At 64.2% G+C, this 23,528-nt stretch carries 27 protein-coding genes; 11 read left to right on the plus strand and 16 right to left on the minus strand.

Features of this window, described 5'->3' with window-relative positions; all coding sequences use genetic code 11:
- Positions 1-20: 20 nt before the first annotated feature.
- From HAP48_RS02235 to HAP48_RS02245, 3 genes are all read right to left on the minus strand, one after another.
- A complete protein-coding gene (locus tag HAP48_RS02235; RefSeq protein ID WP_224496883.1) occupies positions 21-815 on the minus strand; it encodes a dienelactone hydrolase family protein in 795 nt (264 codons plus the stop codon).
- An 80-nt stretch (positions 816-895) separates the two neighbouring features.
- Complete coding sequence (locus HAP48_RS02240) at positions 896-1,654, minus strand: substrate-binding domain-containing protein (RefSeq protein WP_166215131.1); 759 nt, start codon at positions 1,652-1,654, stop codon at positions 896-898.
- A 149-nt stretch (positions 1,655-1,803) separates the two neighbouring features.
- Positions 1,804-2,259, minus strand: a complete 456-nt coding sequence (locus HAP48_RS02245) for a hypothetical protein (RefSeq protein WP_166215129.1) — start codon at positions 2,257-2,259, stop codon at positions 1,804-1,806.
- Between the two features lie 383 nt (positions 2,260-2,642).
- Between HAP48_RS02245 and HAP48_RS02250 the strand changes: the two genes are divergently transcribed.
- Complete coding sequence (locus HAP48_RS02250; protein ID WP_166215127.1) at positions 2,643-3,194, plus strand: TetR family transcriptional regulator; 552 nt, start codon at positions 2,643-2,645, stop codon at positions 3,192-3,194.
- 33 nt (positions 3,195-3,227) lie between these two features.
- Here the strand turns inward: HAP48_RS02250 and HAP48_RS02255 are convergent, their stop codons facing one another.
- Together HAP48_RS02255 and HAP48_RS02260 are read right to left on the minus strand one after the other, a co-directional pair.
- Entirely contained in the window at positions 3,228-3,929 is a 702-nt protein-coding gene (locus HAP48_RS02255) for an NUDIX hydrolase (RefSeq protein WP_166215125.1), read from the minus strand.
- A gap of 94 nt (positions 3,930-4,023) precedes the next feature.
- Positions 4,024-5,049, minus strand: coding sequence for an ABC transporter substrate-binding protein (locus HAP48_RS02260; protein ID WP_166215123.1), 1,026 nt, complete (start codon positions 5,047-5,049; stop codon positions 4,024-4,026).
- A 178-nt stretch (positions 5,050-5,227) separates the two neighbouring features.
- On the opposite strand from HAP48_RS02260, the gene HAP48_RS02265 reads away from it, so the two are divergent.
- Together HAP48_RS02265 and HAP48_RS02270 are read left to right on the plus strand one after the other, a co-directional pair.
- The gene (locus HAP48_RS02265) at positions 5,228-5,677 is read left to right on the plus strand and encodes a cupin domain-containing protein (protein ID WP_166215121.1); all 450 of its coding nucleotides are present in this window, start codon (positions 5,228-5,230) and stop codon (positions 5,675-5,677) included.
- A 250-nt stretch (positions 5,678-5,927) separates the two neighbouring features.
- On the plus strand, positions 5,928-7,253 hold the full coding sequence (locus HAP48_RS02270) for a 4Fe-4S binding protein (RefSeq protein WP_166215118.1): 1,326 nt from the start codon (positions 5,928-5,930) through the stop codon (positions 7,251-7,253).
- A gap of 59 nt (positions 7,254-7,312) precedes the next feature.
- Here HAP48_RS02270 and HAP48_RS02275 read toward each other — a convergent pair whose 3' ends face one another.
- A complete protein-coding gene (locus tag HAP48_RS02275) occupies positions 7,313-8,203 on the minus strand; it encodes an SDR family oxidoreductase (RefSeq protein ID WP_166215116.1) in 891 nt (296 codons plus the stop codon).
- 92 nt (positions 8,204-8,295) lie between these two features.
- On the opposite strand from HAP48_RS02275, the gene HAP48_RS02280 reads away from it, so the two are divergent.
- Together HAP48_RS02280 and HAP48_RS02285 are read left to right on the plus strand one after the other, a co-directional pair.
- Positions 8,296-9,168, plus strand: a complete 873-nt coding sequence (locus HAP48_RS02280; protein WP_166217055.1) for an MmyB family transcriptional regulator — start codon at positions 8,296-8,298, stop codon at positions 9,166-9,168.
- Positions 9,165-9,731, plus strand: a complete 567-nt coding sequence (locus HAP48_RS02285; protein ID WP_166215114.1) for a GNAT family N-acetyltransferase — start codon at positions 9,165-9,167, stop codon at positions 9,729-9,731. The genes HAP48_RS02280 and HAP48_RS02285 overlap by 4 nt, the downstream gene beginning before the upstream one ends.
- 495 nt (positions 9,732-10,226) lie before the next feature.
- On the opposite strand, the gene HAP48_RS02290 is transcribed toward HAP48_RS02285, so the two are convergent.
- On the minus strand, positions 10,227-11,012 hold the full coding sequence (locus HAP48_RS02290; protein ID WP_166215112.1) for an ABC transporter permease: 786 nt from the start codon (positions 11,010-11,012) through the stop codon (positions 10,227-10,229).
- Positions 11,012-11,827, minus strand: a complete 816-nt coding sequence (locus tag HAP48_RS02295; RefSeq protein ID WP_166215109.1) for an ABC transporter ATP-binding protein — start codon at positions 11,825-11,827, stop codon at positions 11,012-11,014. Before HAP48_RS02295 ends, HAP48_RS02290 begins: the two co-directional genes overlap by 1 nt.
- Before the next feature lie 186 nt (positions 11,828-12,013).
- Here HAP48_RS02295 and HAP48_RS02300 point away from each other — a divergent pair, with 186 nt between their 5' ends.
- On the plus strand, positions 12,014-12,937 hold the full coding sequence (locus tag HAP48_RS02300; protein ID WP_166215107.1) for a ketopantoate reductase family protein: 924 nt from the start codon (positions 12,014-12,016) through the stop codon (positions 12,935-12,937).
- A 33-nt stretch (positions 12,938-12,970) separates the two neighbouring features.
- Here HAP48_RS02300 and HAP48_RS02305 read toward each other — a convergent pair whose 3' ends face one another.
- The 4 genes from HAP48_RS02305 to HAP48_RS02320 form a co-directional block, all read right to left on the minus strand.
- A complete protein-coding gene (locus HAP48_RS02305; RefSeq protein ID WP_166215104.1) occupies positions 12,971-13,258 on the minus strand; it encodes a DUF3551 domain-containing protein in 288 nt (95 codons plus the stop codon).
- A gap of 118 nt (positions 13,259-13,376) precedes the next feature.
- Positions 13,377-13,655: a DUF3551 domain-containing protein gene (locus tag HAP48_RS02310; RefSeq protein WP_166215102.1), complete on the minus strand. Its 279-nt coding sequence runs from the start codon at positions 13,653-13,655 to the stop codon at positions 13,377-13,379.
- Positions 13,656-13,691: 36 nt separating this feature from the next.
- Positions 13,692-14,402, minus strand: a complete 711-nt coding sequence (locus HAP48_RS02315) for a hypothetical protein (protein WP_224496885.1) — start codon at positions 14,400-14,402, stop codon at positions 13,692-13,694.
- A 127-nt stretch (positions 14,403-14,529) separates the two neighbouring features.
- Complete coding sequence (locus HAP48_RS02320) at positions 14,530-15,366, minus strand: metal-dependent phosphohydrolase (RefSeq protein ID WP_166215100.1); 837 nt, start codon at positions 15,364-15,366, stop codon at positions 14,530-14,532.
- Positions 15,367-15,595: 229 nt separating this feature from the next.
- On the opposite strand from HAP48_RS02320, the gene HAP48_RS02325 reads away from it, so the two are divergent.
- The 3 genes from HAP48_RS02325 to HAP48_RS02335 all read left to right on the plus strand — a co-directional run bounded on the left by HAP48_RS02325 (position 15,596) and on the right by HAP48_RS02335 (position 18,313).
- Positions 15,596-15,811 (plus strand): hypothetical protein, encoded by a 216-nt coding sequence (locus tag HAP48_RS02325; RefSeq protein ID WP_166215098.1) that lies wholly within the window; start codon positions 15,596-15,598, stop codon positions 15,809-15,811.
- A 157-nt stretch (positions 15,812-15,968) separates the two neighbouring features.
- Entirely contained in the window at positions 15,969-16,757 is a 789-nt protein-coding gene (locus HAP48_RS02330) for an ATP-binding cassette domain-containing protein (RefSeq protein ID WP_166215096.1), read from the plus strand.
- Positions 16,754-18,313, plus strand: coding sequence for an ABC transporter permease/substrate-binding protein (locus HAP48_RS02335; protein ID WP_166215094.1), 1,560 nt, complete (start codon positions 16,754-16,756; stop codon positions 18,311-18,313). Before HAP48_RS02330 ends, HAP48_RS02335 begins: the two co-directional genes overlap by 4 nt.
- Before the next feature lie 8 nt (positions 18,314-18,321).
- Here HAP48_RS02335 and HAP48_RS02340 read toward each other — a convergent pair whose 3' ends face one another.
- Together HAP48_RS02340 and HAP48_RS02345 are read right to left on the minus strand one after the other, a co-directional pair.
- Positions 18,322-20,034 (minus strand): sulfatase-like hydrolase/transferase, encoded by a 1,713-nt coding sequence (locus HAP48_RS02340; RefSeq protein WP_166215092.1) that lies wholly within the window; start codon positions 20,032-20,034, stop codon positions 18,322-18,324.
- A gap of 167 nt (positions 20,035-20,201) precedes the next feature.
- Positions 20,202-20,915 carry a TetR/AcrR family transcriptional regulator gene (locus HAP48_RS02345; protein WP_166215090.1) on the minus strand — a complete coding sequence of 238 codons (714 nt, stop codon included), beginning with the start codon at positions 20,913-20,915 and terminating at the stop codon, positions 20,202-20,204.
- Positions 20,916-21,025: 110 nt separating this feature from the next.
- Between HAP48_RS02345 and HAP48_RS02350 the strand changes: the two genes are divergently transcribed.
- Positions 21,026-21,646, plus strand: coding sequence for a hypothetical protein (locus HAP48_RS02350; protein ID WP_166215088.1), 621 nt, complete (start codon positions 21,026-21,028; stop codon positions 21,644-21,646).
- Positions 21,647-21,668: 22 nt separating this feature from the next.
- Here HAP48_RS02350 and HAP48_RS02355 read toward each other — a convergent pair whose 3' ends face one another.
- Positions 21,669-21,902, minus strand: a complete 234-nt coding sequence (locus HAP48_RS02355; RefSeq protein WP_166215086.1) for a hypothetical protein — start codon at positions 21,900-21,902, stop codon at positions 21,669-21,671.
- A 28-nt stretch (positions 21,903-21,930) separates the two neighbouring features.
- Positions 21,931-22,317: a lysozyme inhibitor LprI family protein gene (locus tag HAP48_RS02360; RefSeq protein WP_224496886.1), complete on the minus strand. Its 387-nt coding sequence runs from the start codon at positions 22,315-22,317 to the stop codon at positions 21,931-21,933.
- 140 nt (positions 22,318-22,457) lie between these two features.
- On the opposite strand from HAP48_RS02360, the gene HAP48_RS02365 reads away from it, so the two are divergent.
- Positions 22,458-23,477 carry an adenylate/guanylate cyclase domain-containing protein gene (locus HAP48_RS02365; protein WP_166215084.1) on the plus strand — a complete coding sequence of 340 codons (1,020 nt, stop codon included), beginning with the start codon at positions 22,458-22,460 and terminating at the stop codon, positions 23,475-23,477.
- Positions 23,478-23,528 lie beyond the last annotated feature (51 nt).

A 23,528-nucleotide genomic window follows, 5' to 3' on the forward strand; every position in this document is an offset into this window, starting at 1 on the left:
CCTGTGGGTGGCCTTCTGGTTCACTTTTGCAGGCTTGCGGCGAACAGCTTGGCGGCTTCGGCCTTCGATTCCTGATCGGCCTTGGCGTCGTATCTGAGCGGCAAATTGAACTTCTTGCCGAGCTCGGTGGCTTCGGGGTTGGTGAACGCATGCACCGCGCCGGGATACTCGATGATCCGGTAATCGGCCTTCGCTGCGTCGAAATCCTTCTTCAGCGCATCGTACTGCTCGCGCTTTACGAACGGGTCGTCCGCGCCGTTCAGAATCAGGATTTTCGCCTTGACCGTTCCGGGCGCCGGCGCGGGCGTGTTGAGGCCGAGTGACGCGTGAAAGCCCGCAACGGCGGCAAGATCGGCACCGGTGCGCGCCATGTTCAGCACCACCGCGCCGCCGAAGCAGTAACCGACGGCGCCGATCCGCTGCGGATTGACCGAGGCCTGCTTGGCGAGTTGCTCGCGCGCGGCGTTGAAGCGCTGCTCCATCACCTTCGGGTTCTTCATCACCGATCCCGAGAGCGCGCCGGCGTCCTTCGGGTTGTCGGCGCTCTTGGCATCGCCATACATGTCCGCGATGAAGGCCGTGTAGCCTTGCTCCGCGAACTTCCGCGCCTCATTATGGATATGCGGGGTGATCCCCCACCATTCGTGCACCATGATGATGCCGGGCCGCTTGGCCTGGGTCGCGTCGTCGTAGACGACGAAGCCCTTCATCGTGGTCTCGCCGTCGGTGTATGTGACCGGCTCTTCCTTCACCGCTGCGTGTGCGCTCGCGACCATTGCGATGGCGCAAAGTGCTCCCATTATGCTTGTTCGCATGTTTGACCTCCTGCGGGTTTGGCACAACACCACATTGGCATGCCAACGATTCCAGCGCTAGGCTGTGCAGGCGGTGCTCGCTAGGGCCGCTCCATGCCGGCCCGCTTGATTGCCGCGAGTAAAATTTCGGTGTCCGAGGACAGAAAATCGATCAGGCGCCTGGCTGCTTCCGCCGCCTTGGAGTCGCTGACCACAGCGGCTGTGAAGGTTTGGACAAGCTGAAGATCTGGGGGTAGCAGACCGACCAATTCAATGCCGGGCTCTTGAACCAGTTCGCTGGTCGGGCCGATCGAAAGATTTGCCTTGCCTGCCCTGAGCGCTTCGGCCGCTTCAGTGCCACGCGCCTCGAGGGTGAGCCTGACCGAGGCCGGCAAGTTCAGCTTTGGGAAAACCTTGTCGCGGAAATATTGTCCGCTCGTGCTGCTTGGCGCCACGATCTGGCCTGCGTCGATCAAGGCTTTCGTGAGCGCGATAGCATTGCCGATATCCGGCTTGGGCGAGCCTGCCCGAACCGCGGCGGCCAGAGGCGCCGTCGCCAATCCGGCTTCGGATCCCGCACGAATCCGCCCGTCTTCGTTGAGCTTTCGAAGTCCCTCGCGCGACAGGATCACCACGTCCGCTTTGATGCCGTTGGCAAGCTGATGCCTGATCGTTTTCGGACCGGTGCCTTCCGACGCGCCGGATCCGGTTTCCACCCTGATGCCGGTGCTTCGCTCGAATTCGGGCAGCACTTCCCGGTAGACCGCGGCGAAACCGCCGGAAATGATGACCTTGATCGTTGCGGGGGTGTCGGAGATTGCCGGCGCCGATGCCGCGGCGGTGGTGGGTTGCTCGATCATTGCATCTTCCTTGCTTACTGAGGCGAAACTAGCATTGCCGGGCTGACCGACAAGGTTTGGTGCCGACACTCGCCGGCCTGTCGGTCGGCTCCTCCATCAGAAGCGGGCGCCAGACCGAACACAGAGCATGGCCGCTCGGGGGTTCGGGACTAGTCCACTGAGAAAAGAAAAGGACTGACTACAACGAGCGGCGGTCCGCCGGCCGTTTGCTTCACTCTAAATTCTATTTCTTTTTCCGCGCTCGTGTCCAAAACGCTGACCGACAGGATCGCAATGCACGTGACTTCTCGCGTTGCCTTGTCCCTTGACTTCACGAGTATCGTGCCATCCAGGCTGTAGACAGCGCTTTTCTTTGCACCGTCCAAAATCGTCGATTTTTCAGTTTCCGATTTCGCAGCACTCATCATTGCGTCAAGCGAACTCGAGTATTTGAGAGTAAAAGTCACCAGCTTATTATTTTGATCGTCCGAAAATACCTTGAGTACCGAACTGCGGGCATCCGAAGAACGACACTCCTGCTCCGCCAACTGGTCCGCCGCTTCTCCACAGCCGCTCAACAAGAGCAGCAGAACGAAGCGTGCCAGAAGCGCCTGCCCTTCCCTCATAGGTCTCATTGGATTGCCCGCGTCGGATTGCCCCGATACGCCTTGCGCCAGACCGACGACAGAGCGTGACCGCGGGCAGATTATTGCGCTGGAATTTCGGTCGGCCGAGCCTTTGCACGGCCTCGGTCCAAAGCAGACCATCCGGGCGCCTCAACGGTCGGACTCCCTTGCGGTCCGTGCCGAGCGCATCAAAGCGCCGGTCCATGCTACTTGAATTCGGCGGCATGGAGCTTCACGAAATCGCGCGTGTTCACGGGTGCTTCGCCGGTGAGCTTGTACATGGTGTCCGTCAGTTTCGGGGAAAGGGCCATTTGCTTGCTCCTGGGGACGGGTCTATTATTTAGACGATGTATAATTTATACGTTGTAGAAGCAAGAGGGCCGATGCCGAGAACCGCCGATCCGGAGCTGCCTCACAGGATCTTGAAGGCCGCCGACACGCTGTGGCAGTCGGGCGGCGAGGAGGCCGTGACGATCCGCGGCGTGGCGGCGGAAGCAGCCACCACGACGCCGACGGTCTATAGCTACTACGCCGACCGGGAGGCGTTGCTGACGGCGTTGCGCACGCTGGCCTTTCAGCGCTTCTCGGCCTACCTCGCAAAATCCCGCGACTTTCAGGACACCTGCGTACGACATCTCGAGTTCGGCACCACCCACCCCCGCGATTATGAATTGCTCTACGGGCGCGGCTGGATGGAGCGCGTCACAACGGGTGCGCAGGCCGTCGAGATCGAACGATACACCACCCATATCGTCCGCGCCGGTGTCGACGAAAGCAGGGCCGCGCACATCGCCTATCCGATCATGATGATGCTGCACGGCGTGGTGATGCATCGGCTGTTGAACAAGAAGCCGGGTCCCCTCGGCCGGACGATTGCCGCAGCCTGCCTCGACGCCTGCATGAAGCTGCTCGAGAGCGCGCGGCAAGGGAAATAGCAGATTGCGATCCAGACCCCGCGGAGACGACGCCTAGGCGAGAAGCTGCGTTTCGATGAACGCGGTGACGAAACGCGGCATTGCGGCGGTGAGATCGGCGCGGCTGCGCACCAGATGGATGCCGGCAAGCTCCGGATGCTCCTGCCGCGCGAGATTGGCCTCGATCCGCTCACGCAGCGCGTCCGCTGGCATGTCGACGCGCAGGATCTGCATCATCGCCAGCGCAACGCCGGTGTAGATGCAGTGCCAGTCGGTATCGGCATGGCAATCCGCCGCGGTGAGACCGGTCTCCTCCTCGAGCTCCCGCATCACGCTGCCGGCGATATCGACCGTCTCGCCCCTGATGTCGTCGAGATCGGGCGTGCCGGACGGGAAATAGATCCGGCCGGCATTCGCGGTGTGCTGGCCCATCACCCCACACACAAAGGCGCCGTCGCTGGCAAGCAGCGCGCCCATGCCGAAGCCGTTGAAGATCTCAGTGTCCGGAAAGCCCCAGTCGCGCCAGGCCAGAAAGCTCGCGAAGTCGGTCTCGAAATAGCTCGCGCTGAGTCGTTCGGCGGCAAACACCGGATCGCGCCCGAGCAGGACGCGGCCGTTCCACAATTTCGGGTTCAGCCGCTGCTGCTCGGCGAAATGCGCGTCGATCTCGGCGCGCCGCTGGTCCGCGAACGGCCAGGGACGCCGCTGCAATGCGAGGTCGAGCGCGGTGACGCGACAGATGAGCGGAGACTGCATGTCACGCACCACATATGTTTCTTGGCATGATCTCCGCGCAAACGCATCGCGCTTGTCGCGAGCAAAACCGCTTCACACTTTTGCGGATCATGCCTTACTTCGCGCTTCCAGTCGTCTTCTTGGCTTGATCGACGTATTTGTTGGTGTAGGTCTTGGTGACGTCGATGCCGGCCTTCGCCACCTCCGGCGAGCCTTCGCTGAACACCGCGAGCACGGCTTCCGCACCCTTGGGGTCCATCTTGCCGGTTTCCGAATACATCGGGATGGTGTTCTTCAGCGCGGCCAGATATTGCTCCTTGTTCTTGCCGACGAGCTCCTCCGGCATCTTGGCCATGATGTCCTCGGCGGAATGCGAATGGATCCAGGCCAGCGTCGCCATGATCGCATTGGTCAGCGCCTGCACCTCCTTCTCGTGGCCGTTAACCCAGGCGGTGGTCGAATAGAGCGCGCCGCCGGGATATTCGCCGCCGAACACCGCAAGCGTATCATGCTGGGTGCGGGTGTCGCTGAGGATCTTGAGATCGGCGTGGCTGCCCTGCAGCACGGTGACGGAGGGATCGAGCATCACGGCGGCATCGATCTGGCCCTGCTCCATCGCGGCCACTGCGGTCGCGCCGAGGCCGACGCCGATCACGGCGGTACCCGCCGGATCGAGGCCGTTCTTCTTCAAGAGATATTTCAGGAAGAAGTCGGTCGACGAGCCCGGCGCGCTGACGCCGACCTTCTTGCCGGCGAGATCCTTGATCGAATTGATCTCAGCGGTGTGCTTCGGCGAGACCACCAGCACGAGGCCGGGATAGCGGTCATAGACCACGAAGGCCTGCATCTCCTGCTTCTTGGCGGCGATATTGACGCAATGGTCGAAATAGCCGGAGACGACATCGGCGCTGCCGCCGAGCACGGCCTTGAGCGCATCCGAGCCGCCCTTGAGGTCGACTAGCTCGACTGCAAGGCCGGCCTTGTCATATTCGCCGAGCTGCTTGGCCAGCACGGTGGGCAGATAGCACAGGCAGGCGCCGCCGCCGACCGCGATGGTGATCTTGCTTTGCGCCGCGGCAAGGACCGTGGACAGGGTCAGCGCCAGCAGCGTTCCGGCAAGCTTGCCAAGCAGTTTGTTCATGACGTCCTCCGTTCGACCGGCCGGCAAGATAGAGGAGCCGGAGCGGCTTGAGAAGGCGACTTTCCGACAGCTGGTCAAGCCTGCGGCGGCGGCATAGCATCGCGGATACAAGGAAACGCCGAAGAAGCACCAAGCGAAGTCTCAAGAATACTTCAAGGAAACACCAAGGGAGGTCTTCATGAATCGGATTGCAACCGCGCTGTCGATCGGCGCCGCCTTCGCCGCCGGCTGTGGCATCACCCATGTGCTGCGGCCGGCGCTCGCGGCCGAGAGCATCACGGCGCAGGTCATTCACACCGGCGAGATGGAGGGCGACAAGCTCGGCGACGCCAACAAGGTCGGCTTCCGCTCCAAGATGTTCGTCTCGGCCGACGGTGCCACTGTCTCGATCCAGGACGGCAATGTGCCGAAGCACCTGCACCCCAACACCAACGAGATGCAGTTCGTGCTCGAAGGCACCGGCACGGTCTGGCTCGGCGACAAGGAAGTGACGGTGAAGCCGGGCGATCTGATCGTGATCCCGAAGGGCACGCCGCACGGCGGCACCAAGCCGAACGGCCGCGCCATCAAGGCGATCGCGATCAAGACGCCGCCGCAGGCGCCTGATGATACGAAGTTGCTGGACTGAGGTGGGGTCGCGCGAATGCGCGCCGAATGACGCGTCTCAATGTCCCCACGAACTCGTCATGCCCGGGCTTGTCCCGGGCATCCACGTCTTCGTTTCTACGTGAAGAAAGACGTGGATGGCCGGGACAAGCCCGGCCATGACGGTCTCGCTAACAGCGATTCCATCACATGACCATTGACAGATAATTCACTTGCCACAGATCAGGCCGCTCCATAATATGATGATTGTCATTTTATAGAGAGCCGGAACCATGAGCCTGGACGATCACCCCACGGTCAGGGCTGTGCGCGCTCGCGGCAGCCGGCACGTCCACGACGTCCCGGTTCCTTCGGAACTCATCAAGCGGATCGCGCGGGAGTGCGGCGCCGACGATGTCGGCATCATCGAGTTCGACCGGGCGGCAATCGCGCAGCAGCAGGACTTCATCCGAAAGGTCTATGGCCGGACGCGCTCGCTGCTCGCGATCGCCTGCCACATGAACCGCGAGCCGGTGCGCTCGCCGTCGCGCTCGGTTGCCAATGAGGAATTCCACAGCACCTACGATCACGTCAACGAGACCGCGCGCGCGATCGTTCGCGCGCTCGACGAGCACGGCATCCCGTCCTGCAATTCGGTCGCCGCCTTCCCGATGGAGATGGACCTGCCCAGGATCATGATGGTCCAGCACAAGCCGATCGCGATCGAAGCAGGTTTGGGACGCATGGGAATCCACCGCAGCGTCATCCATCCGAAATTCGGCAGCTTTGTCCTGCTCGGCACGATCCTGCTCGGATGCGAGGCGGATGCCTACGACCAGCCGATCGACTACAATCCCTGCCTGGAATGCAAACTGTGCGTCGCCGCTTGCCCGGTCGGCGCCATCAAGCCGGACGGCGGCTTCGATTTCCTGTCCTGCCACACCCACAACTATCACGACTTTCTCGGCAACTTCGCGCAGTGGGTGGAGAAGGTCGCGGATGCAAAGGACGCCAGGGATTATCGCGCCCGCGTTCCCCGCACCGAGACGCTGAATGTCTGGCAATCGCTGTCGTTCAAGCCGGGCTACAAGGCGGCCTATTGCATCTCAGCCTGCCCGGCCGGCGAAGACGTGATCGGGCCTTTCCTCAGCGATCGCGACGGCCATTTCGCCGACGTGGTGCAACCGCTGATCGCCAAGGACGAGTTCGTCTATGTGATCCCGGATACTGACGCCGAGGACACGGTGACGCGGCGCTTTCCGCACAAGAAGGTTCAGCATGTCACCTCCGGCCGCCATACCGGCAGCATCCAGGCCTACATCTTTTCGCTCTCGCTCGCATTTCAGCGCGGCAGGGCGCGCGGCCTCGACCTCGTGACGCATCTGCGCTTCACCGGGGCGAGCGCGCTGGATATGACGGTCACGATCAAGGGTAGGGATCTCCAGGTGGTGCCGGGACGGCATGTGGGAGAGGCTGGCTTGTTTGTTACCGCCGATACAAAAGCATGGCTGAGCGTGCAAAACCGCGACGTCGAACTTGCCGACGCGATCGACGCAGAGTTGGTGAGCTACAGCGATGAGAAATTGTTCGCAGCCTACATGCGGTGCTTTCCGCTGTGAGTGAGGTGCGTAGCTGCGCAGGGTGGGTTAGCGAGGCGTAACCCACCCTGCTCTGCTTGCTACGCGAAATAGGCGGGGTGATCGATGTCGGCGATCAGCCCGGGCTGCTGCGGCTGCCAGTCGAGCCGCGACCGCGTCCGCGCACTCGAGGCTGGCACGTCGGCGCCGGCAAACCTGCCCAGGAAGCCGAAATGCGCGACCGCTTCCTCCGGCGACTTCGACACCAGGGGAATGTTCAGGCGCCGCGCGATCACCTCGGCGATCGCCCTGAACGGCACGCCCTCGTCGGCGATCGCATGGAACGGGCCGCCTTCGACGCCGCGTTCGAGCGCGAGACGATAGAGCCGGGCCGCATCAAGACGATGCACGCCCGGCCAGCGATTGAGCCCTTCGCCGACATAGGCGGAGACCCCTTTCTCACGCGCAATGGCGATGAGGCGCGGCACGAAGCCGTGATCGCCATGGCCGTGCACAGACGGCGCAAGCCGGACGACGCCGGCGCGCACGCCGCGCGCCGCCACCGCTGTGGTGGCCGCTTCGGTCATGCGCGGCAAAGCGGGCGAAGGCGGATGCGGCGCGTCCTCCTCGGTGGCCACGCGGCCCTGCGCCATGGTCGCAACGCCCGACGTCGTGATCAGCGGACGGTTCGAGCCTTCGAGCACGGCGCCGAGCGTCTCGATGGCGCGCCGGTCGTGCTCGGAATTCTCTGCGAACTTCGAAAAATCGTGGTTGAAGGCGCAGTGGATCACCGCATCCGCCTGCGCGGCGCCGCTTCTGAGGCTGTCGAGATCCTCCAGCGTTCCGTAGTGAACCTTGGCGCCGGCGGCGGCGAGCGCTTCTGCGCCCTTGTCCGAACGGGTCATGCCTAGCACCTGATGGCCGGCGGCAATCAGATCGTCAGTGACGGCCGAGCCGACCCAGCCGGTCGCTCCAGTAACAAACACGCGCATCAGCAAGTCTCCAGGTTTTGCTGGAGACAAATCTGGGTCGCCGCGCTATCGTGGTAAAGTAGTGACTTTATCATGGTATAATGACTAACACGATGAGCGAGCGGCTCGCCCAAGAGAACCTGCAAGAGAACCTGCTCGGCGCCTATCTGAAGGACCGCCGCAGCAAGCTCGATCCCGCGACGTTCGGCTTTCCTCCGGAGCGGCGGCGCACGCCGGGCCTGCGCCGCGAGGAAGTGGCGCAGCGCGCCAACATCTCAGCGACCTGGTACACGTGGCTCGAACAGGGCCGCGGCGGCGCGCCCTCGGCGGATGTGCTGGACCGCATCGCGCGTGCGCTGATGCTGACCGATGTCGAGCGCGAGCATCTGTTCCTGCTCGGCCTCGGCCGCACGCCCGAGGTGCGCTACCACAGAAGCGAAGGTGTGACGCCGCGATTGCAGCGCGTGCTCGACGCGTTGCTGCCGATCCCCGCCGTGATCAGGACCGCGACATGGGACATCGTCGCCTGGAACCGGGCGGCGACCGTGATGCTGACGGACTATGGATCGCTGCCGCCGCGCGAGCGCAACGTGTTGCGCTTCATGTTCCTCGATCCGCGCGCCCGCGCCGCGCAGCACGACTGGGCAAGCGTGGCGCGCTTCGTCGTCGGCGCCTTCAGGGTGGACGCGGCGCGCGCCGGAGCTGCCGCCGAGGTGCAACCGTTCGTCGATGAGCTCTGCCGGCTGAGCCCCGAATTCGCGGCGCTGTGGCGCGACAACGACGTGCGGGCCCATGGCGAGGGCATCAAGCAGCTCCGGCACCCGATCCTGGGCCCGGTCAAGTTCGAATATTCGGCGTTCGCGGTCGATGGCCGGCCCGACCTCAGCATGATCGTCTACAATCCTGTCGACCCGGAGGTGGCGGAGAAGATTCGTGGGTTGATGGAGGCCGCGCCGGAGCACGAGCGCGCGTGGTCGATTGAATGAGATTATCCACGCACCGACTGACGTTGCAAACATGGCGAGAGACCGATAGGGCTCGATTTGCGGAGATGTCAGCAGACCCCGCCGTCATGCAACATCTGCGCCCTCTCCCGACACGAGAATCCAGCGATGCCTGGGTTGATTTCCAGATCGAGCATCAATCAACCCATGGGTTCTGCATGTGGGCCGTGGAATTGAGCCCTTCCGGGACTTTTGTCGGCGCGGTCGGACTGCTGGTTGTCAATTTCCCGGCCCACTTCACGCCCACCGTGGAAGTTGGCTGGCGTCTGGCACGGGCATGTTGGGGACAGGGGCTCGCCACCGAGGCAGGTCGCAAGGCGCTTGAATTTGGCTTCCGAGAGCTGGGTCTACCCGAGATTGTCGCGCATGCGAGCGACCACAACACGCGCTCTCTTCGCGTCATGTCCAGATTGGGGATGTCGCACTACCCGGCCGACGATTTTGACCATCCGCGCGTCAAGGAATCGGACCCGCTCCGGCGACAGGCGCTCTATCGCTTGAAACGCAATGACTGGCCTGGCACGGCCGAGCCGCCGCGTCGATGAGTAGCGCAGATCTTTTCAACTGCACGCGGCAGACGAACAGAGATGATCGTCGCCGCATTTCACAACGCGAAACGCGAATTGAACCGCTCCTGCCGTACGACCTGTAGTATAGTGACGCACCACCGAGCCACGGTGGGATTTGGGAGAAGATAGCCATGAAAGCCTCGTTACTCCTCGCGGGCCTAGCTGTCGCGATCTTGTCGATTGCCCCCGCAAATGCCGAGAACAAACCCGCCCCCGCTAGGCAGGCAACCTCGGGAGCAGCCTGCTCCGTCTCCAGTAGCTGGCCCAATCCTACGCCGGTCGTTTGCTGGCCAGAGGGCGTCAAACGTTTCCACAACTTCAACGAATGTAGGGAATCCTTTCTGAAGTTTGGCCACGATACCAATGGCATTTCGTGGTGGTGCCACAGCCAGGGATACAAGACCTGACGGTTTCGGACCCAGAACGCGTAGAGGCCGCCTTCGTTGGCGGCCTCTTTGATTGCAATGACGGTTAGTCCCGCGATACCGCCGTCGGCCGCCAAACCAGAAGCCGCTTCTCCACCGCCGTCACTGCCATGTCGATCAGGATGACGAAGGCCGACAGCACGAACATGCCGGCGAACACGCCGGCGACGTCGAACACGCCCTCGGCCTGCTGGATCAGATAGCCGAGGCCAGCCGCGGAGCCGAGATATTCGCCGACCACCGCGCCGACCACCGCAAAGCCGACCGACGTGTGCAGCGAGGAGAACATCCAGGACAGCGCCGAGGGCCAGTAGACGTGGCGCATCAGCTGCCGCTCGTTCATGCCGAGCATGCGGCCATTGTCGAGCACCGTGGTCGGAACCTCCTTGACGCCCTGATAGACGTTGAAGAACACGATGAAGAACACGAGCGTCACGCCGAGCGCGACCTTGGACGAGACGCCGAGCCCGAACCACAGCGCGAAAATCGGCGCCAGCACGACGCGCGGCAGCGCATTGACCATCTTCACATAGGGATCGAACACCGCGGCGACGCGCGGCTGCCGCGCGAACCAGAAGCCGACCAGGATGCCGCCGGCCGAGCCGATCAGGAAAGCGAGGATCGATTCCCACAGCGTGATCGCAAGATGCTTCCAGATCACCCCGCTCGAGAACCACTTTACAATTTGGCTGAAGACGTCGACCGGATTGGAGAAGAAGAATGGCGGCAGCAGCACCTTGCCGAACACCGGCACGGTGGCAAAGAGCTGCCACAGCGCCAGCGTAACGACGGCGACCAGGACCTGCAGGAACAATAGCGTGACGCGCGACATCAGGCGGCCCCCGCCTGCGTCGACTGGACATAGCCCGTCATCACCTCGTCCTTCAGCACGCACCAGATCTCGCGGTGCAGGGCATGGAAATCCTTCTCCATCCTGACTTCAGAGATGTCGCGCGGCCGCGGCAGCGTGATGCGCCAGTCGCCGATGATGCGCGCAGACGGACCTGCCGACATGATCACGACGCGGTCGGCCAACGCGATCGCCTCCTCGAGATCGTGGGTGACGAACAGCACCGCCTTGCGGTCGGCGCTCCACAATTCCAGCAGCAGATTGCCCATGATCTGCCGGGTCTGGGCGTCGAGCGGGCCGAACGGCTCGTCCATCAGCAGGATCTTCGGATCGCGGATCAGCACCTGCGCCAGCGCGACGCGCTTGCGCTGGCCGCCCGACAGCATATGCGGATAGCGGCCCGCAAAGGCACCGAGCCCGACCGCAACGAGCCATTTCTGCGCGCGCGCGAGCGCCTCGGTGCGCGGCGTGCCCGATATCTCAAGCCCGATCGCGACATTGTCGATCGCGGTCTTCCACGGGAATAGCGCATCGGCCTGGAACAAGTAGCCGGCGTCGCGGTTGAGGCCGGCGAGCGGCTTGTCGAAGATCCGCGCCGACCCGGCGGCGGGTTTCAGAAGCCCCGCGGTGACATTGAGCAGCGTCGACTTTCCGCATCCGGTCGGGCCGACAATGGCGACGAACTCGCCATGCGCCACCGCAAGATTGGCCTGCTCGACCGCGGTATAGACGCGTCCATCCGCCAACCGAAACGCCACCGTCGCATTGTCAAGCGCGACCGCCGTCGGCTCCGTCATCCCCACTGCACTGCCTCCCGAACTATGCAAGATGGCTTAGCGGTTTGGGGAGGCAAGTTCAACGCAGGAAGACGGCGCAGGACGCGCCAATGCGGCCGCGCTCACGCAGTTTTCACGGCAAGACGGGTTGAGAATTGTTCTGACATCGCCGAGGCTACGGGCCAACGCGATGACAAGGAGAAAAACATGCGGATCGCAGTGGTAGGCGCCGGAGGTGTCGGCGGTGGCTTTGGTGCGGCGCTCGCGCATGCCGGCGCCGACGTCACCTTTATCGCGCGCGGCGCCCATCTGGCCGCGATGCGGAGCGAGGGGCTGAAGGTTCAGGGCGGCCGCGGCGAAACCCATCTGGTCCCCACCCAGGCGACCGACGATCCGGCAAGCGTCGGACCGGTCGATATCGTGCTGTTCTGCGTCAAGCTGTGGGACGTCGAAAGCGCCGGGGCGCACATCAAGCCGATGGTCGGTCCCGACACCGCCGTGATCCCGCTGCAGAACGGCATCGACGCGCCGGACCGGCTGATTCCGATCCTCGGACCGAACGCCGTGATGGGTGGCGTCGCGCAGATCTCAGCCTCGATCATCAAGCCCGGCGTGATCAACCAGGTCGGCACCTTCATGCGCATGATCTTCGGCGAGCTCGACGGCCGGATCACACCGCGCGGCAAGGCGCTGCTCGAGCTCTGCCTGAAGGCCGGCTTCGACGCGACGCTGAGCGAAGCGATCAACACCGAGCTCTGGATGAAGTTCGTAGGCCTTGCCACCAATGCCGGCATGACCGCGGTCACGCGGCTGCCGATCGGCAGGCTGCGCGACGATCCCGATTTGCGCCCGTTCTTCGTGTCGGCCTGCGAGGAGATTATTGCCGTCGCCCATGCCAGCGGCGTCAAGCTGCCGCCGGATGCGCTGGAGAAGGTGCTCGCCTTCATCGGACACGCGCCGCCGGCCATGAAGGCCTCGATGGCGCTCGATCTGGAACGCGGCAACCGGCTCGAACTGCCCTGGCTGAACGGCAAGGTGGTCGAGCTCGGCCGCAAGCTCGGCGTGGCGACGCCGACGCACGACATGCTCTATGCGGTGCTCAAGCCCTATGCGATGGGCGCGCCGACCTGAGATCCCAGCAGGACTGAAATCTGCCGGCCTGCGTCAGTAACCGCGATGATGCCGTCCGCGATGCGCCCGGCGCTTCGGAGGCGGTTGCGGCGCGAAAAACGGATTCACCGAGCACATTGCGCCACGGCCCGATGCGCTCGCCTGGCACTGCGGGATCGAGGTGAAGCTGCAATCGATGTAGTTTCCGCCGAACCGGCCGCCATAGACATGCATGCACACGGGATAGTTCGGATCATAGGCCTGCCCGGCGGCAGGTTCCGCAAGTACACCACCAAAAGCGGCGACCGCGCATGCGGCGATCGCGAACAATTTCAGGCGCATCGGTCTCTCCTTGTCGTCCGGAAGGTTTCCACGCAACTGCCGGAGGTGTGTCAACAGCACCGGCGAAGCGTCCGCATGCGGGCCGTCACGGGCGAACAATACACCCTGCCCGGGCGCGCTACTCCGTGCGTTGGCGCTGCCCCTTCTTCGGCTCTGTTTTTGGACCCTTGTAGAAGGGATTGACCGAGCATGTCGCCGATCGCCCGGAGGCCGTTGCCTGGCACTGCGGAAGCGATGTGAAGCTGCAATCGATGTACTCGGGCGTCATCCTGCCCTCATAGACTTCCATGCACACCGGATAGTACGGATCGTACCTTTGTGCGGCGGCAGGCCCGGCAATGCACACGCCAAGGACCGCGGTGACAAGGGCGGCGGCGATGGTGAATTTCATGCGCATCGCGTTCTCCTCACGCCTGATCCGGAGCGCCGGGCATTATCGCTGGCCGTCCACCGGCTTGCTGTCGTCTTCGCCAAGACAGCGGATCATGAAGGCCGTCGTGTCCCGCGGCAGCACTTGCGCGGCGCGCGCCTTGAGACGGCATTCGAGCTGCGCGATCTGGCGCGCCCGTTGCCGTTCGGACGGCAGCGTCGATTGGCGCAACCGGCGCAGCGTCATCGGCGAGCCATCCGACTCGAAGCTCAGTTCGTACTTCTTGCCGTTCTGGTCGGTGGCGGCGCAGGTGATGGTGGACACCTGCCGCGTGATGAAGCTTCCGACCTGGCGACAAGAGCCCGTCGACATCTCGACCAGCGGCACCGGCAGGCCGTCGACGCGCGGGCGGTCGCTCGACTTCAGCAGCATGCGGTCGACCGCGAGCTCGAACAGATTGTCCTGGGTGCGCTCGGTGCTCTCGCCGGAGAACGAGATGATGTGGCTCTTGTCGGCGGGATCGTCGAGCACCACGGTGAATTCGGAACGGCCGCGCAAGGTGTGGAAATAGGCCACCGCCTTGCAGCTATAGCTGCGGCCCGCGACGGTGACATTGCGACAGCTGCCCGACATCAGCGCGTAGAGATCGACGTCGTAGACCGGCCCGGCGGCAAGCGCGAGCGCAGGCCAGCAGACGATGACAGTCGCAATCAATTGAGCGAAACGGGAGATCATGCTGAAGCGGTCGAGAACACGGTCGTTGGAGAAGCCCATGGCGCAAGGTCGCCGATTTCAACGGACTGTGCAACGATGAAGCAGGCCTAAATGTGGACGCCCCACAACCGATGGGGGAATACAGGGCGACCCGTGCTGAAAGGCCGCGGCCCGCGAGCGCTTGGCGTCAGATCTGCGGGCCGGACAGCGTGACCTCGCGCTCGGCGCGGAACACGTTGCTGTAGAGGTTCGCGATCCACTGGCGGCCGCTTGCCGTCATGTTCAGGCAGTTGATGGCGCCCTGGATGTGCGGCGCAACCATGTTCCAGTAAAATTGCGGATAGCGATCGACGATATCGGCCGGCGATTCATAGCCGAGCTGACGGTTGATGCCGACTTCCTCGAACTCGTGATAGAGCGCGTTGGCCTTCCTGATGTAGTTGGGATCGCCGAGCTGCCCGATGAAATCTGCCGCCCGGACGATCGCCGCCTCATCGTCATATTGCCGGCCTTCGGGCGCCGGAAACCGCGTCCCCTCGATGTTCCGCGCGACGCGCTCGCGATCGAGCGGAAGCACGGCCTCGAGTCGATCAAGCACGTACAACTTGGAGCGGTCGACATGATACGGCATCAGGCCGGCATCCGACGAGCCGCGCGGCAGCACCACCTTCTTGCCGGAGGCATCGATGACGTAGCCGTCCGGACCATCGCCCTTCAGAAGGCCGCGTACATAGCCGATGTCGTGGGTCAGGCAGGCGATGATCGTGTGGGTGTAGTCCTCGGCGGTGACGTGGGTGTGCAGCGCGCGGCCGCGGATGATGTCGTGCCCGGCCAGCGTGACCAGCATCGTATGTTCGACATTGTGATAGAGCGCATCGCTGTTGCCGATGCATTCCAGCGCGATGCGAGCGGCGGCCGGCAGCAGTTCGCCGAAGCGCGCCTGCGAAGCTCCAAAGGTGCGGCTCACATGCGTTGCGAGAAACTTCTCCAAAGCACCTGCCGCCAACTCAGGTAACGTCATCATCGATGCAGCCCCGACCGCGCAACGTCCCTCGCTGGCCCCGATCTCACGTCGTAGTTGGGCAGCAACTATAGCGTATCTGCGCGCGTGCGGCTACGCGCTGGCGGACGCGGTGATTCGCTCCAGCCGTACTTTCCCGGTCTGGCCGGTCGCGAGGTCAAGGCTGCTGATAGTGGCATGAACCCTGCATGAGTCGGTACAGACCGGGTTAACCCCACCGATAAAGGCTATCATGCTCGTTACGCTCGTCGCCATCCTCTGCAATTCTCAGCTCTGTATGGAAAAGGTCGTTACCACCAGTGACCAATCCGGCATCACCATGGGAGCCTGCGCAGTGAATGCGCAGATCGGCATCGCCGACTGGCTCGCCAAGGGGCCGTATCACGAATGGCACCTGCAGAGTTATAAGTGCATCATGGGCAAATACGTACCCAAGAACGAAGTGTGATGTATGCTCACAGCCCCCAAGGGGGCTGATCCACTTCAGCTGCCCGACTGGAACAGCTTGCGAGACCACGCAGCGCAGCCGCCTGCGCCTCAAGTCAAAGTCCGTTTTATGGGCTATCACTGTCGTTCACGATAGTGAGACATGAGGTTGCACTGGAATGCCCGCAACGCCGCTGATTGCCTACGCGCATGTCGGCAAGAGTTTTGACGATGGTCGCGTGGTGGCGGTCGACGACGTCTCGCTTGACGTGGCCGAGGGTGAATTCCTGGCCGTTGTCGGCGGCTCGGGCTCCGGCAAGACGACTCTGCTCCGGCTCGCCAACCGGCTGATCGAAGTCGACCGCGGCAAGATCGCCGTCGAGGGCGAGGACGTCAGCCGCATCGACCCGATCCTGCTGCGGCGCCGCATCGGCTATGTCTTCCAGAGCGGCGGGCTGTTTCCGCATCTCACCGTCGCCGGCAATATCGGCATCACGCCAAAACTTCTCGGCTGGCCGCAGCCGGAGATCTCGGCGCGGATCGACGAGCTGCTCGACCTCGTGCGGCTCGACCGCTCACAATATCGCGACCGTCTGCCGCACGAGCTGTCCGGCGGCCAGCGGCAACGCGTCGGCGTCGCGCGTGCGCTGGCTGCGAAGCCGCGCATCGTGCTGATGGACGAGCCGTTCGGCGCGCTCGATCCGCTGACCCGCGACGCGCTCGGCGACGACTATCGAACCCTGCACCGCGAGCTCGGCCTGACCACGGTCATGATCACCCACGACATGACCGAGGCGTTGCTGCTCGCCGATCGTGTCGCGGTGATGCACGGCGGCAGGCTGCTTGCGCTGGGCACGCCGGCTGAGCTCACAGCCAGCACCGACGGCTATGTCGGCGAACTCATGCGCACGCCGCGGCGACAGGCCGAGCGACTGGGCGCATTGCTGCCGCGGGACGGCACGGCATGAGCCTGTCAACCGATCCGCGCTGGAGCGAGGCGCTTGCCCACCTGCCCGACTATCTCGGCAATCATGTGCGGGTCAGCGTGGCCGCGCTGGCGCTCGGGCTTCTGATCAGCCTGCCGCTCGCGATCATCGCCCGCAACCGGCCGGTGCTGCGCACCGCGCTGCTCGGGCTTGCCAGCATCGTGCAGACCGTGCCCGGTCTTGCGCTGCTTGCGCTGTTCTATCCGCTGCTGCTGGCGCTCGCCGCGCTGACGGCGGCCTGGCTCGGCTTCAGCTTTTCCGCCTTCGGCTTCCTGCCCGCGGTGCTGGCGCTTGCGCTCTATTCGATGCTGCCGGTGTTGCGCAACACCATCACCGGACTGTCGGGCGTCGACCCCGCCGTGTTGGAGGCCGCCCAGGGCGTCGGCATGACGCCGCGGCAATCGCTCACCATGGTCGAGCTGCCGCTGGCGCTGCCGGTGATGATGGCGGGCATCCGCACCGCGGCGGTGTGGGTGATCGGCACCGCGACATTGTCGACGCCGATCGGCCAGACCAGCCTCGGTAATTACATTTTCGCAGGACTGCAGACCCAGAACTGGGTGTTCGTGCTGTTCGGCTGCTTCGCCGCGGCCGTGCTCGCGCTTGTCGTCGACCAGTTGCTGGCGCTGATCGAGAACGGATTGCGCAACCGCAGCCGGATCCGGACCGCGCTCGGCGGGCTCGGCATCGCCGCCCTGATCGCGGCAATGCTGGTTCCGGCGATCGCGCGTCCGCATGCGCGCTACGTCGTCGGCGCCAAGACCTTTACCGAGCAATATGTGCTGTCGGCGTTGATCACGCAGCGGCTGCAGGCGGCCGGCCTTTCGGCCACGACCCGCGCCGGCCTCGGCTCCAACGTGATCTTCGACGCGCTCGCATCCGGCGATATCGATGTCTACATCGACTATTCCGGCACGCTGTGGGCCAACCAGTTCCACCACCCCGATATCAAGCCGCGCGCCGAGCTGCTGGGCGAGCTCAAGACGACGCTGGCGAAGCAGGACATCACGCTGTTCGGCGAGCTCGGCTTCGAGAATGCCTATGCGCTGGTGATGCCCAAGACGCGCGCCGATCAGCTCGGTATTCACTCAATCGCCGATCTGGCGTCGCGCGCTCCAGCGATGTCGATCGCCGGCGACTATGAATTCTTCTCGCGGCCGGAATGGGCCGGCATCCAGAAGGCCTACGGGCTAACGTTCCGCGCCCAGCGCCAGATGCAGCCGGATTTCATGTACGCCGCCGTCGCCTCCGGCGAGGTCGACGTCATCGCCGGTTACACCAGCGACGGGCTGATCGCGAAATACGACCTGGTCACGCTCGCGGACGACAGGCACGCCATCCCGCCCTATGACGCGATCGTGCTGCTGTCGCCAAAGCGGCGCGACGACGAGGCCTTCAAGGCCGCGCTGCGGCCGCTGCTCGGCAAGATCGGCATCGCCCAGATGCGCGAGGCAAATCTGCGTGCGTCGGGCAACGACGCATCATCGTCGCCCGACGTCGTGGCGCGCTGGCTGTGGGAGAAGGTCGGGGGAAAATAGTAGGATCGCTAAAGTCCCTTGATGATCCCGGCGTCGATCAACATGCGGTTGAAGCGGCGCGCTTCTGCGCCGTCCTTGCAGGAATAGAACGCGCCGTTGCAGCGAAGCATGATGGCCTTCTGCTCCTCGAACGACGGATCGAGCGGAATACCAGCGGCCTCCTGGATCACCAGCGGCAGATAGGCGGCGTCGATCGTGTCCATCACCGCCGGGCTCTTCACCGGTTCGAAGTTGACGGCGTCGATCGCGTAATATGTCGCGTAGTAGCGCGGATCGTAATCCATCAGCTTCTTGCCGATGCCCGCCTCGTCGAGCTTGGGATCGAGCAGCTGCGGCGAGAACTCCGGCTGATGATCGCCATAGCGCACGATCAGGAACGGCTGCGCCGGGAACTTCTTCTTCAACGCCGCGACGAAGCCGGCGTAGTCAGTGGCGCTCATCGCCTGCCGGCGCAGATATTCGTCGACCGACGGCGAATTGCCCGGCCGCTTCCATGACGGCAGCAGGTCCGGACGGAACTTGGTCTCCCACGGGAAATGGTTGGCGGCGAGATAGACGAAGGTGAACAGCGGCGTGGTCGATGTCTTCTGCTCCGCCATCAGCTTCAGCGCCTTGTCGTAGAAGAAGCTGTCGGGCTCGACGTCCTTGGCATGCAAATCATGCGCGTCGTAGAACTGCTGGATGCCGGTCGTGGTCTGGAAGTTGCGCGCGCTCATGAAGGCGCCGAACGCCGGATACAGCGAGAGCGTGTCATAGCCGCAGCGGCGCAGCGCCAGCGGCAGGCCGCGCGCGACCCGGCCGGATGCGATGCGGGTGACGAAATAGGAGAACCGGCCGAACGAGCGCGACGACAATCCCGCCAGCACGTTGTACTCGGTAAACCAGCTCGGCCCGCCATTGCTCTCGGCGAGGAACTTGCGCTCGACGCCGTCATAGGACTTGAACTGGCTGCCATAGCCCGGCGGCACCTTGATGCCGGAGGCGGCACGGATGTCGAAGCTCGATTCATCATGGATCATGATGATGTTCGGCCGCCGCCCGGCGGGATGGCAGGCGTCGACCAGCGGCACCTTGAGCTGCTCGCTCGCGGTTGGATCCGACTCCATGAAGCCGTAGGTGACGAAGTCGGACACCGCAGTCACGCCGGAGCGCGCGAATTTCGACAGATAGCCGTCGTCGTAATAGCCGCGCCAGGCTTCATCCGGCCAGGCGAAGGCATAGCCGGAGAGCGCCGCGGTGCAGGCGAGGCAAGCGGCCGCGGCCGGCAGGCGGCGGATGCGGAACGGATCGAGCCACCACAACGCGTACATCAAGGGCAGCGTGACGAGGCCGGCGCCGATGATCGACCAGCGCAGGTTCGGGAAGATCGTGAGCAGGAACGACGCGGTGTCGCGGTCGATCACCATCAGGTCGACGAAGTTCGCGGTCATCTGCACCACGTCGTGCTTGAACCGCGACAGCAGCACCAGCACCACGACCAGCGTCAGCGACAGCGCGCCCGACAGCGCCGGCCGGCGCAGCAGCGCGATGAACAGGAAGTTGAGAATTCCCCAGGTGAGCAGGAAGCAGAACCGCGAGCCGAAATCGGTCTCGGTCCGCAGCATCACGATCAGCGCGCCGAGATGCGGTGCGGCGACCGCCATCAAGCGCCAGATGCCGAGCGCGGCGAGACCGCCGGCGAGCGCGGCAACGGAAGAGTTTTGCTGAGGCGCGGGCGCCATGGACGGGACGCAATACAACCCGGCGCAATGGCACGGCCTTGGCTGGCAATGGCCAGGAGGCACACCGCACAGCCGGTGTCTGCGCCGTGTCACAAAATCGTAGTTGAATCGTCATGAACGCGCAATGAATTTGCCCGCCCGGCTTGCCGCATCAGGCAGCGCGGGCCTTAGACCTTGGCCGCAGGTGCTGCGCGTCCCGCGATGCCGGCAATGAAGAGATCGACGATGTCAGCGGCCATCTGGTCGACCTCTGTTTCGCCGACGCCCCAGCGCGGCAAGTGACCGTCGATGTGCATCCGCGCAAAGCCATAGACCAGCGCGCGGCCGGCGATCTGGACCTGCTTGAGGTCGTGCGCGGCGAGCTGACCGGCCGCAAATGCCTCCGCCAGCGTGCGCTCGGTCAGGCCGATCAGTTCGGCATTGTCGCTGGAGACGCCAGCCGAGCGGTCGTGGTCGAAGAAGCGGCGGCTTGAGATGATCTCGAAATGGGTCGGGTTCTTCATCGCCCAGCGCAGATAGGCGATCCCGAGGCTGCGGAAGCGGCCGAGCGGATCGCTTGGCGGCGCCTCGGCCAGCGCCGCCCCGATCTCGGCGCGGAAGCGGCGCTGCGCCTCCTCCGCCACCGCGTTCATCAGGGCGTCCCGGCTCGGGAAATGCCGGAACGGCGCCCCCGGCGAGACCCCGGCGCGGCGGGCGGCCTCGCGCACGTTGACCGCCTCGGGCCCACCCTCGCCGACCAGTTGCATGGCGGCGTCGATCAGGACCCGGCGGAGGTCGCCGTGGTGGTAGGGCTTGGCCGCCGGCGCCCGCGCTGGACGGGGCTTGGGCGACCGGCCTCCGGCAGGCGGGCTGCTGGGGGAACTCTTGGCAGGACGGCGCATGGCGCACCTCTAGCATCACCCGCTTGTGAATGTAAGCAATGATTACACGGATTGACCGCACCCGATCGCAAAATGTAACTGATGATTACATCAACAGCGGGAGGCGGGATATGGCGACGGGTCGGAACTGGTTCGAAGGCTGGCGGCTGTTCGGCCTGCTCACGCTGACCCTGATCGGCCTTTCGATCTGGATCGCCGCGATGCGGCAGTTCGAGGTCGAGGGCGTGCGGATGGTGATCCGCTTCACGGCGCGGACCTCGCTGCTGTTGTTCTGCCTCGCCTTCTCGGCGGCCGCGCTGGCGCAGCTCTGGCCGAACGCCTGGACGCACTGGCAGCGCCGCAATCGCCGCTACCTCGGCGTCACCTTCGCGGCCTCGCACGCCATCCATGCGGTTGCGATCGCCGCGTTTGCGGTGCTCGATCCGGCAGGCTTCGCGGCCGCGATCTCTGTTGTCTCCTACATCTTCGGCGGCATCGGCTATCTCGTCATTATCGCGCTGACAGCGACCTCGTTCGATCGCACGGCTGCGATGCTGGGCCCGCGCGCCTGGCGCACGCTGCACCTGGTCGGCGGCTATTATCTGCTGCTGCAGTTCATGGTCTCGTTCGGCAAGCGGATTCCGGAGATGCCGCTTTACGCGCTGTTCCTGGTGCCGCTTGCCGTCGTGTTCGCGCTCAGGATGCTCAGCATGGCCGCGCGGCCCGCGCCGCGTCGGGCACAGGCGAGCTGAGGCACGACCGGATCAGGTCCCCTCACACAAGGTGAAACTTGCGGCCGAGCTGGCGATGAACCGACAGCACCGCGCGATCGACGTCACTGATCAAGCTGTCGCCGAGCACGACGTTCGGGATCTCCCAGTTGCGCCCGATCTGTGCATCGGGCAGCGCGGCGACCGCCGGCACGCGCGCGGTCTCGCAGCCGGGCTGGGCGCGCAGCGCCTCCTCCGCAAGCTGGGTCAGTTCGTCCTGGCTTTTTCCGTGGCTCATGACCGCGGTCGTGACTCCGGAACATGGCTCACTGATGGCCAAGATTCTCCAGTTCCTTTGCCCGGGTCTCGGTCATGCTGCGCATGCATTCGCCGGCATCGAGGCGGGCGATGGTGCCCTCGCCGAGGTCGTAATACAGGCAGTTGGCGTCACGGTACTGGATCCACAGCCGTTGCGCGGTGCGGAGCTGTTCGCGCTGCTTGTCGCCGGCGGCATCCTTCAGCGCCTGCTGATAGGCGACGTTCATCCGCTTGTCCCATCGCGCGGTCTTGGCCTTGAGGCATTCGACCATCTGGAAGGTGTTGCCGTCGCACGACTGCTCGGGATCGCCCTGGTCGCCGGCGTGAGCCGCTGATGCGAGGGCGGTGACGAACACGGCCGTGATCAGAGGCCTTAGCTTAAACACCGTTTTCATGCCGCCGTCCCTTTCCGATCGATCCCGCGATCGAACCATACATTAGTGCCGCTGCAGCGTATCCCGTTCACCCCCGACCGCACCGTGCAACCGCTAGCCTTCCCGATCCGCGCAGGATATTTCATGGAGGTGGAGGGACCATGCGGCGCGCGGTAACGCCTGCGATCGTTCTGGCCGTGTTCGGTCTGCTCGTCGGCGGACTGTTCCGCTACGCCTTCGATGAGTCCGACGAGGCCTCGATCGCGAACTATTCGCGCAGCGCCCTCGAGGGCGCCGCCATCTCCCTGATCGTCTGGGCGTCGCATCTCTATCTGGTCGCGCGCGGCGGCTGGCTGCGGCGGCGGCCGCTCATCGTCGAGTTGATCGGCCGCTCCGTCATTCTGACCGCCATCGTCGCAGTCGCCGCGGTCGTGCTGGAGATCGTTCTGTACGGGCATGGGCTGGAGGCGAAGTGGATTCGCGACACCTTCCTGAAGATCATCGGCGTCGGCCTCTTGATGTCGATCCCGATCACGACAATCTACGAGCTGGTCCGGATGATCGGCGGGCGGACGCTGCTCAACGTCGTGCTCGGACGCTATCGCCGGCCGGTGCGCGAGGACCGCGTGCTGCTGTTTCTCGACCTCGTCGGCTCGACGTCGCTGGCGGAGGCGATGGGCGAGCTGCGCGTGCAGGAGCTATTGACGCGCTTCTTCTGCGACATCGACGACGCCATCGTGGCGCATGGCGGCGAGATTCACGCCTATGTCGGCGACGAGGTCATCGTGACGTGGCCGGCCGGCGCGGGCAAGACCTCGCGGCGTTATCTCGACTGCGTGTTTGCGATCGAGGACCGCCTTGCCAGGCGGGCCGGTCAGTATCGCAAGGAGTTCGGCGTGGTGCCCGCGTTTCGGGCCGGAATGCACGCCGGCCCGGTCGTGGTCAGCGAATGCGGGGTGTCGCGGCGGCAGATCGCCTATTTCGGCGACACCGTGAACGTCACGGCGCGGCTGCAGGCGCATTGCAAGGAGACTAGCCGGCCGCTGCTGATCTCGGGCGAGCTGCTTCGCCTGCTACCTTCAGAGCAGGATTTCGTCATCGAGCCGCTCGGCTCGACGCAATTGCGCGGGCGCGCCGCATCGATCGACATCTTTGCCGTCGCGCGGCGTGCGTCGTCCTAAATAATCCCTTAATGCGCATTAGAGCGTTTTCGAGCGAAGCGGGCACCGGTT

This window comes from Bradyrhizobium septentrionale (assembly GCF_011516645.4).
Taxonomy (GTDB): domain Bacteria; phylum Pseudomonadota; class Alphaproteobacteria; order Rhizobiales; family Xanthobacteraceae; genus Bradyrhizobium; species Bradyrhizobium septentrionale.

Excerpts from the sequence above, each read along its gene's own strand:
- HAP48_RS02355 (WP_166215086.1), bottom strand. The coding sequence starts at position 21,902 with ATGAGCCACGGAAAAAGCCAGGACGAACTGACCCAGCTTGCGGAGGAG.
- HAP48_RS02305 (WP_166215104.1), bottom strand. The coding sequence starts at position 13,258 with ATGCGCCTGAAATTGTTCGCGATCGCCGCATGCGCGGTCGCCGCTTTT.
- HAP48_RS02365 (WP_166215084.1), top strand. The coding sequence starts at position 22,458 with ATGCGGCGCGCGGTAACGCCTGCGATCGTTCTGGCCGTGTTCGGTCTG.
- HAP48_RS02270 (WP_166215118.1), top strand. The coding sequence starts at position 5,928 with ATGAGCCTGGACGATCACCCCACGGTCAGGGCTGTGCGCGCTCGCGGC.
- HAP48_RS02245 (WP_166215129.1), bottom strand. The coding sequence starts at position 2,259 with ATGAGGGAAGGGCAGGCGCTTCTGGCACGCTTCGTTCTGCTGCTCTTG.
- HAP48_RS02240 (WP_166215131.1), bottom strand. The coding sequence starts at position 1,654 with ATGATCGAGCAACCCACCACCGCCGCGGCATCGGCGCCGGCAATCTCC.
- HAP48_RS02350 (WP_166215088.1), top strand. The coding sequence starts at position 21,026 with ATGGCGACGGGTCGGAACTGGTTCGAAGGCTGGCGGCTGTTCGGCCTG.
- HAP48_RS02320 (WP_166215100.1), bottom strand. The coding sequence starts at position 15,366 with ATGATGACGTTACCTGAGTTGGCGGCAGGTGCTTTGGAGAAGTTTCTC.
- HAP48_RS02335 (WP_166215094.1), top strand. The coding sequence starts at position 16,754 with ATGAGCCTGTCAACCGATCCGCGCTGGAGCGAGGCGCTTGCCCACCTG.
- HAP48_RS02325 (WP_166215098.1), top strand. The coding sequence starts at position 15,596 with ATGCTCGTTACGCTCGTCGCCATCCTCTGCAATTCTCAGCTCTGTATG.
- HAP48_RS02265 (WP_166215121.1), top strand. The coding sequence starts at position 5,228 with ATGAATCGGATTGCAACCGCGCTGTCGATCGGCGCCGCCTTCGCCGCC.
- HAP48_RS02330 (WP_166215096.1), top strand. The coding sequence starts at position 15,969 with ATGCCCGCAACGCCGCTGATTGCCTACGCGCATGTCGGCAAGAGTTTT.
- HAP48_RS02310 (WP_166215102.1), bottom strand. The coding sequence starts at position 13,655 with ATGCGCATGAAATTCACCATCGCCGCCGCCCTTGTCACCGCGGTCCTT.
- HAP48_RS02285 (WP_166215114.1), top strand. The coding sequence starts at position 9,165 with ATGAGATTATCCACGCACCGACTGACGTTGCAAACATGGCGAGAGACC.
- HAP48_RS02250 (WP_166215127.1), top strand. The coding sequence starts at position 2,643 with ATGCCGAGAACCGCCGATCCGGAGCTGCCTCACAGGATCTTGAAGGCC.
- HAP48_RS02300 (WP_166215107.1), top strand. The coding sequence starts at position 12,014 with ATGCGGATCGCAGTGGTAGGCGCCGGAGGTGTCGGCGGTGGCTTTGGT.
- HAP48_RS02340 (WP_166215092.1), bottom strand. The coding sequence starts at position 20,034 with ATGGCGCCCGCGCCTCAGCAAAACTCTTCCGTTGCCGCGCTCGCCGGC.
- HAP48_RS02315 (WP_224496885.1), bottom strand. The coding sequence starts at position 14,402 with ATGGGCTTCTCCAACGACCGTGTTCTCGACCGCTTCAGCATGATCTCC.
- HAP48_RS02260 (WP_166215123.1), bottom strand. The coding sequence starts at position 5,049 with ATGAACAAACTGCTTGGCAAGCTTGCCGGAACGCTGCTGGCGCTGACC.
- HAP48_RS02360 (WP_224496886.1), bottom strand. The coding sequence starts at position 22,317 with ATGAAAACGGTGTTTAAGCTAAGGCCTCTGATCACGGCCGTGTTCGTC.
- HAP48_RS02275 (WP_166215116.1), bottom strand. The coding sequence starts at position 8,203 with ATGCGCGTGTTTGTTACTGGAGCGACCGGCTGGGTCGGCTCGGCCGTC.
- HAP48_RS02290 (WP_166215112.1), bottom strand. The coding sequence starts at position 11,012 with ATGTCGCGCGTCACGCTATTGTTCCTGCAGGTCCTGGTCGCCGTCGTT.
- HAP48_RS02255 (WP_166215125.1), bottom strand. The coding sequence starts at position 3,929 with ATGCAGTCTCCGCTCATCTGTCGCGTCACCGCGCTCGACCTCGCATTG.
- HAP48_RS02295 (WP_166215109.1), bottom strand. The coding sequence starts at position 11,827 with ATGACGGAGCCGACGGCGGTCGCGCTTGACAATGCGACGGTGGCGTTT.
- HAP48_RS02345 (WP_166215090.1), bottom strand. The coding sequence starts at position 20,915 with ATGCGCCGTCCTGCCAAGAGTTCCCCCAGCAGCCCGCCTGCCGGAGGC.
- HAP48_RS02235 (WP_224496883.1), bottom strand. The coding sequence starts at position 815 with ATGCGAACAAGCATAATGGGAGCACTTTGCGCCATCGCAATGGTCGCG.
- HAP48_RS02280 (WP_166217055.1), top strand. The coding sequence starts at position 8,296 with ATGAGCGAGCGGCTCGCCCAAGAGAACCTGCAAGAGAACCTGCTCGGC.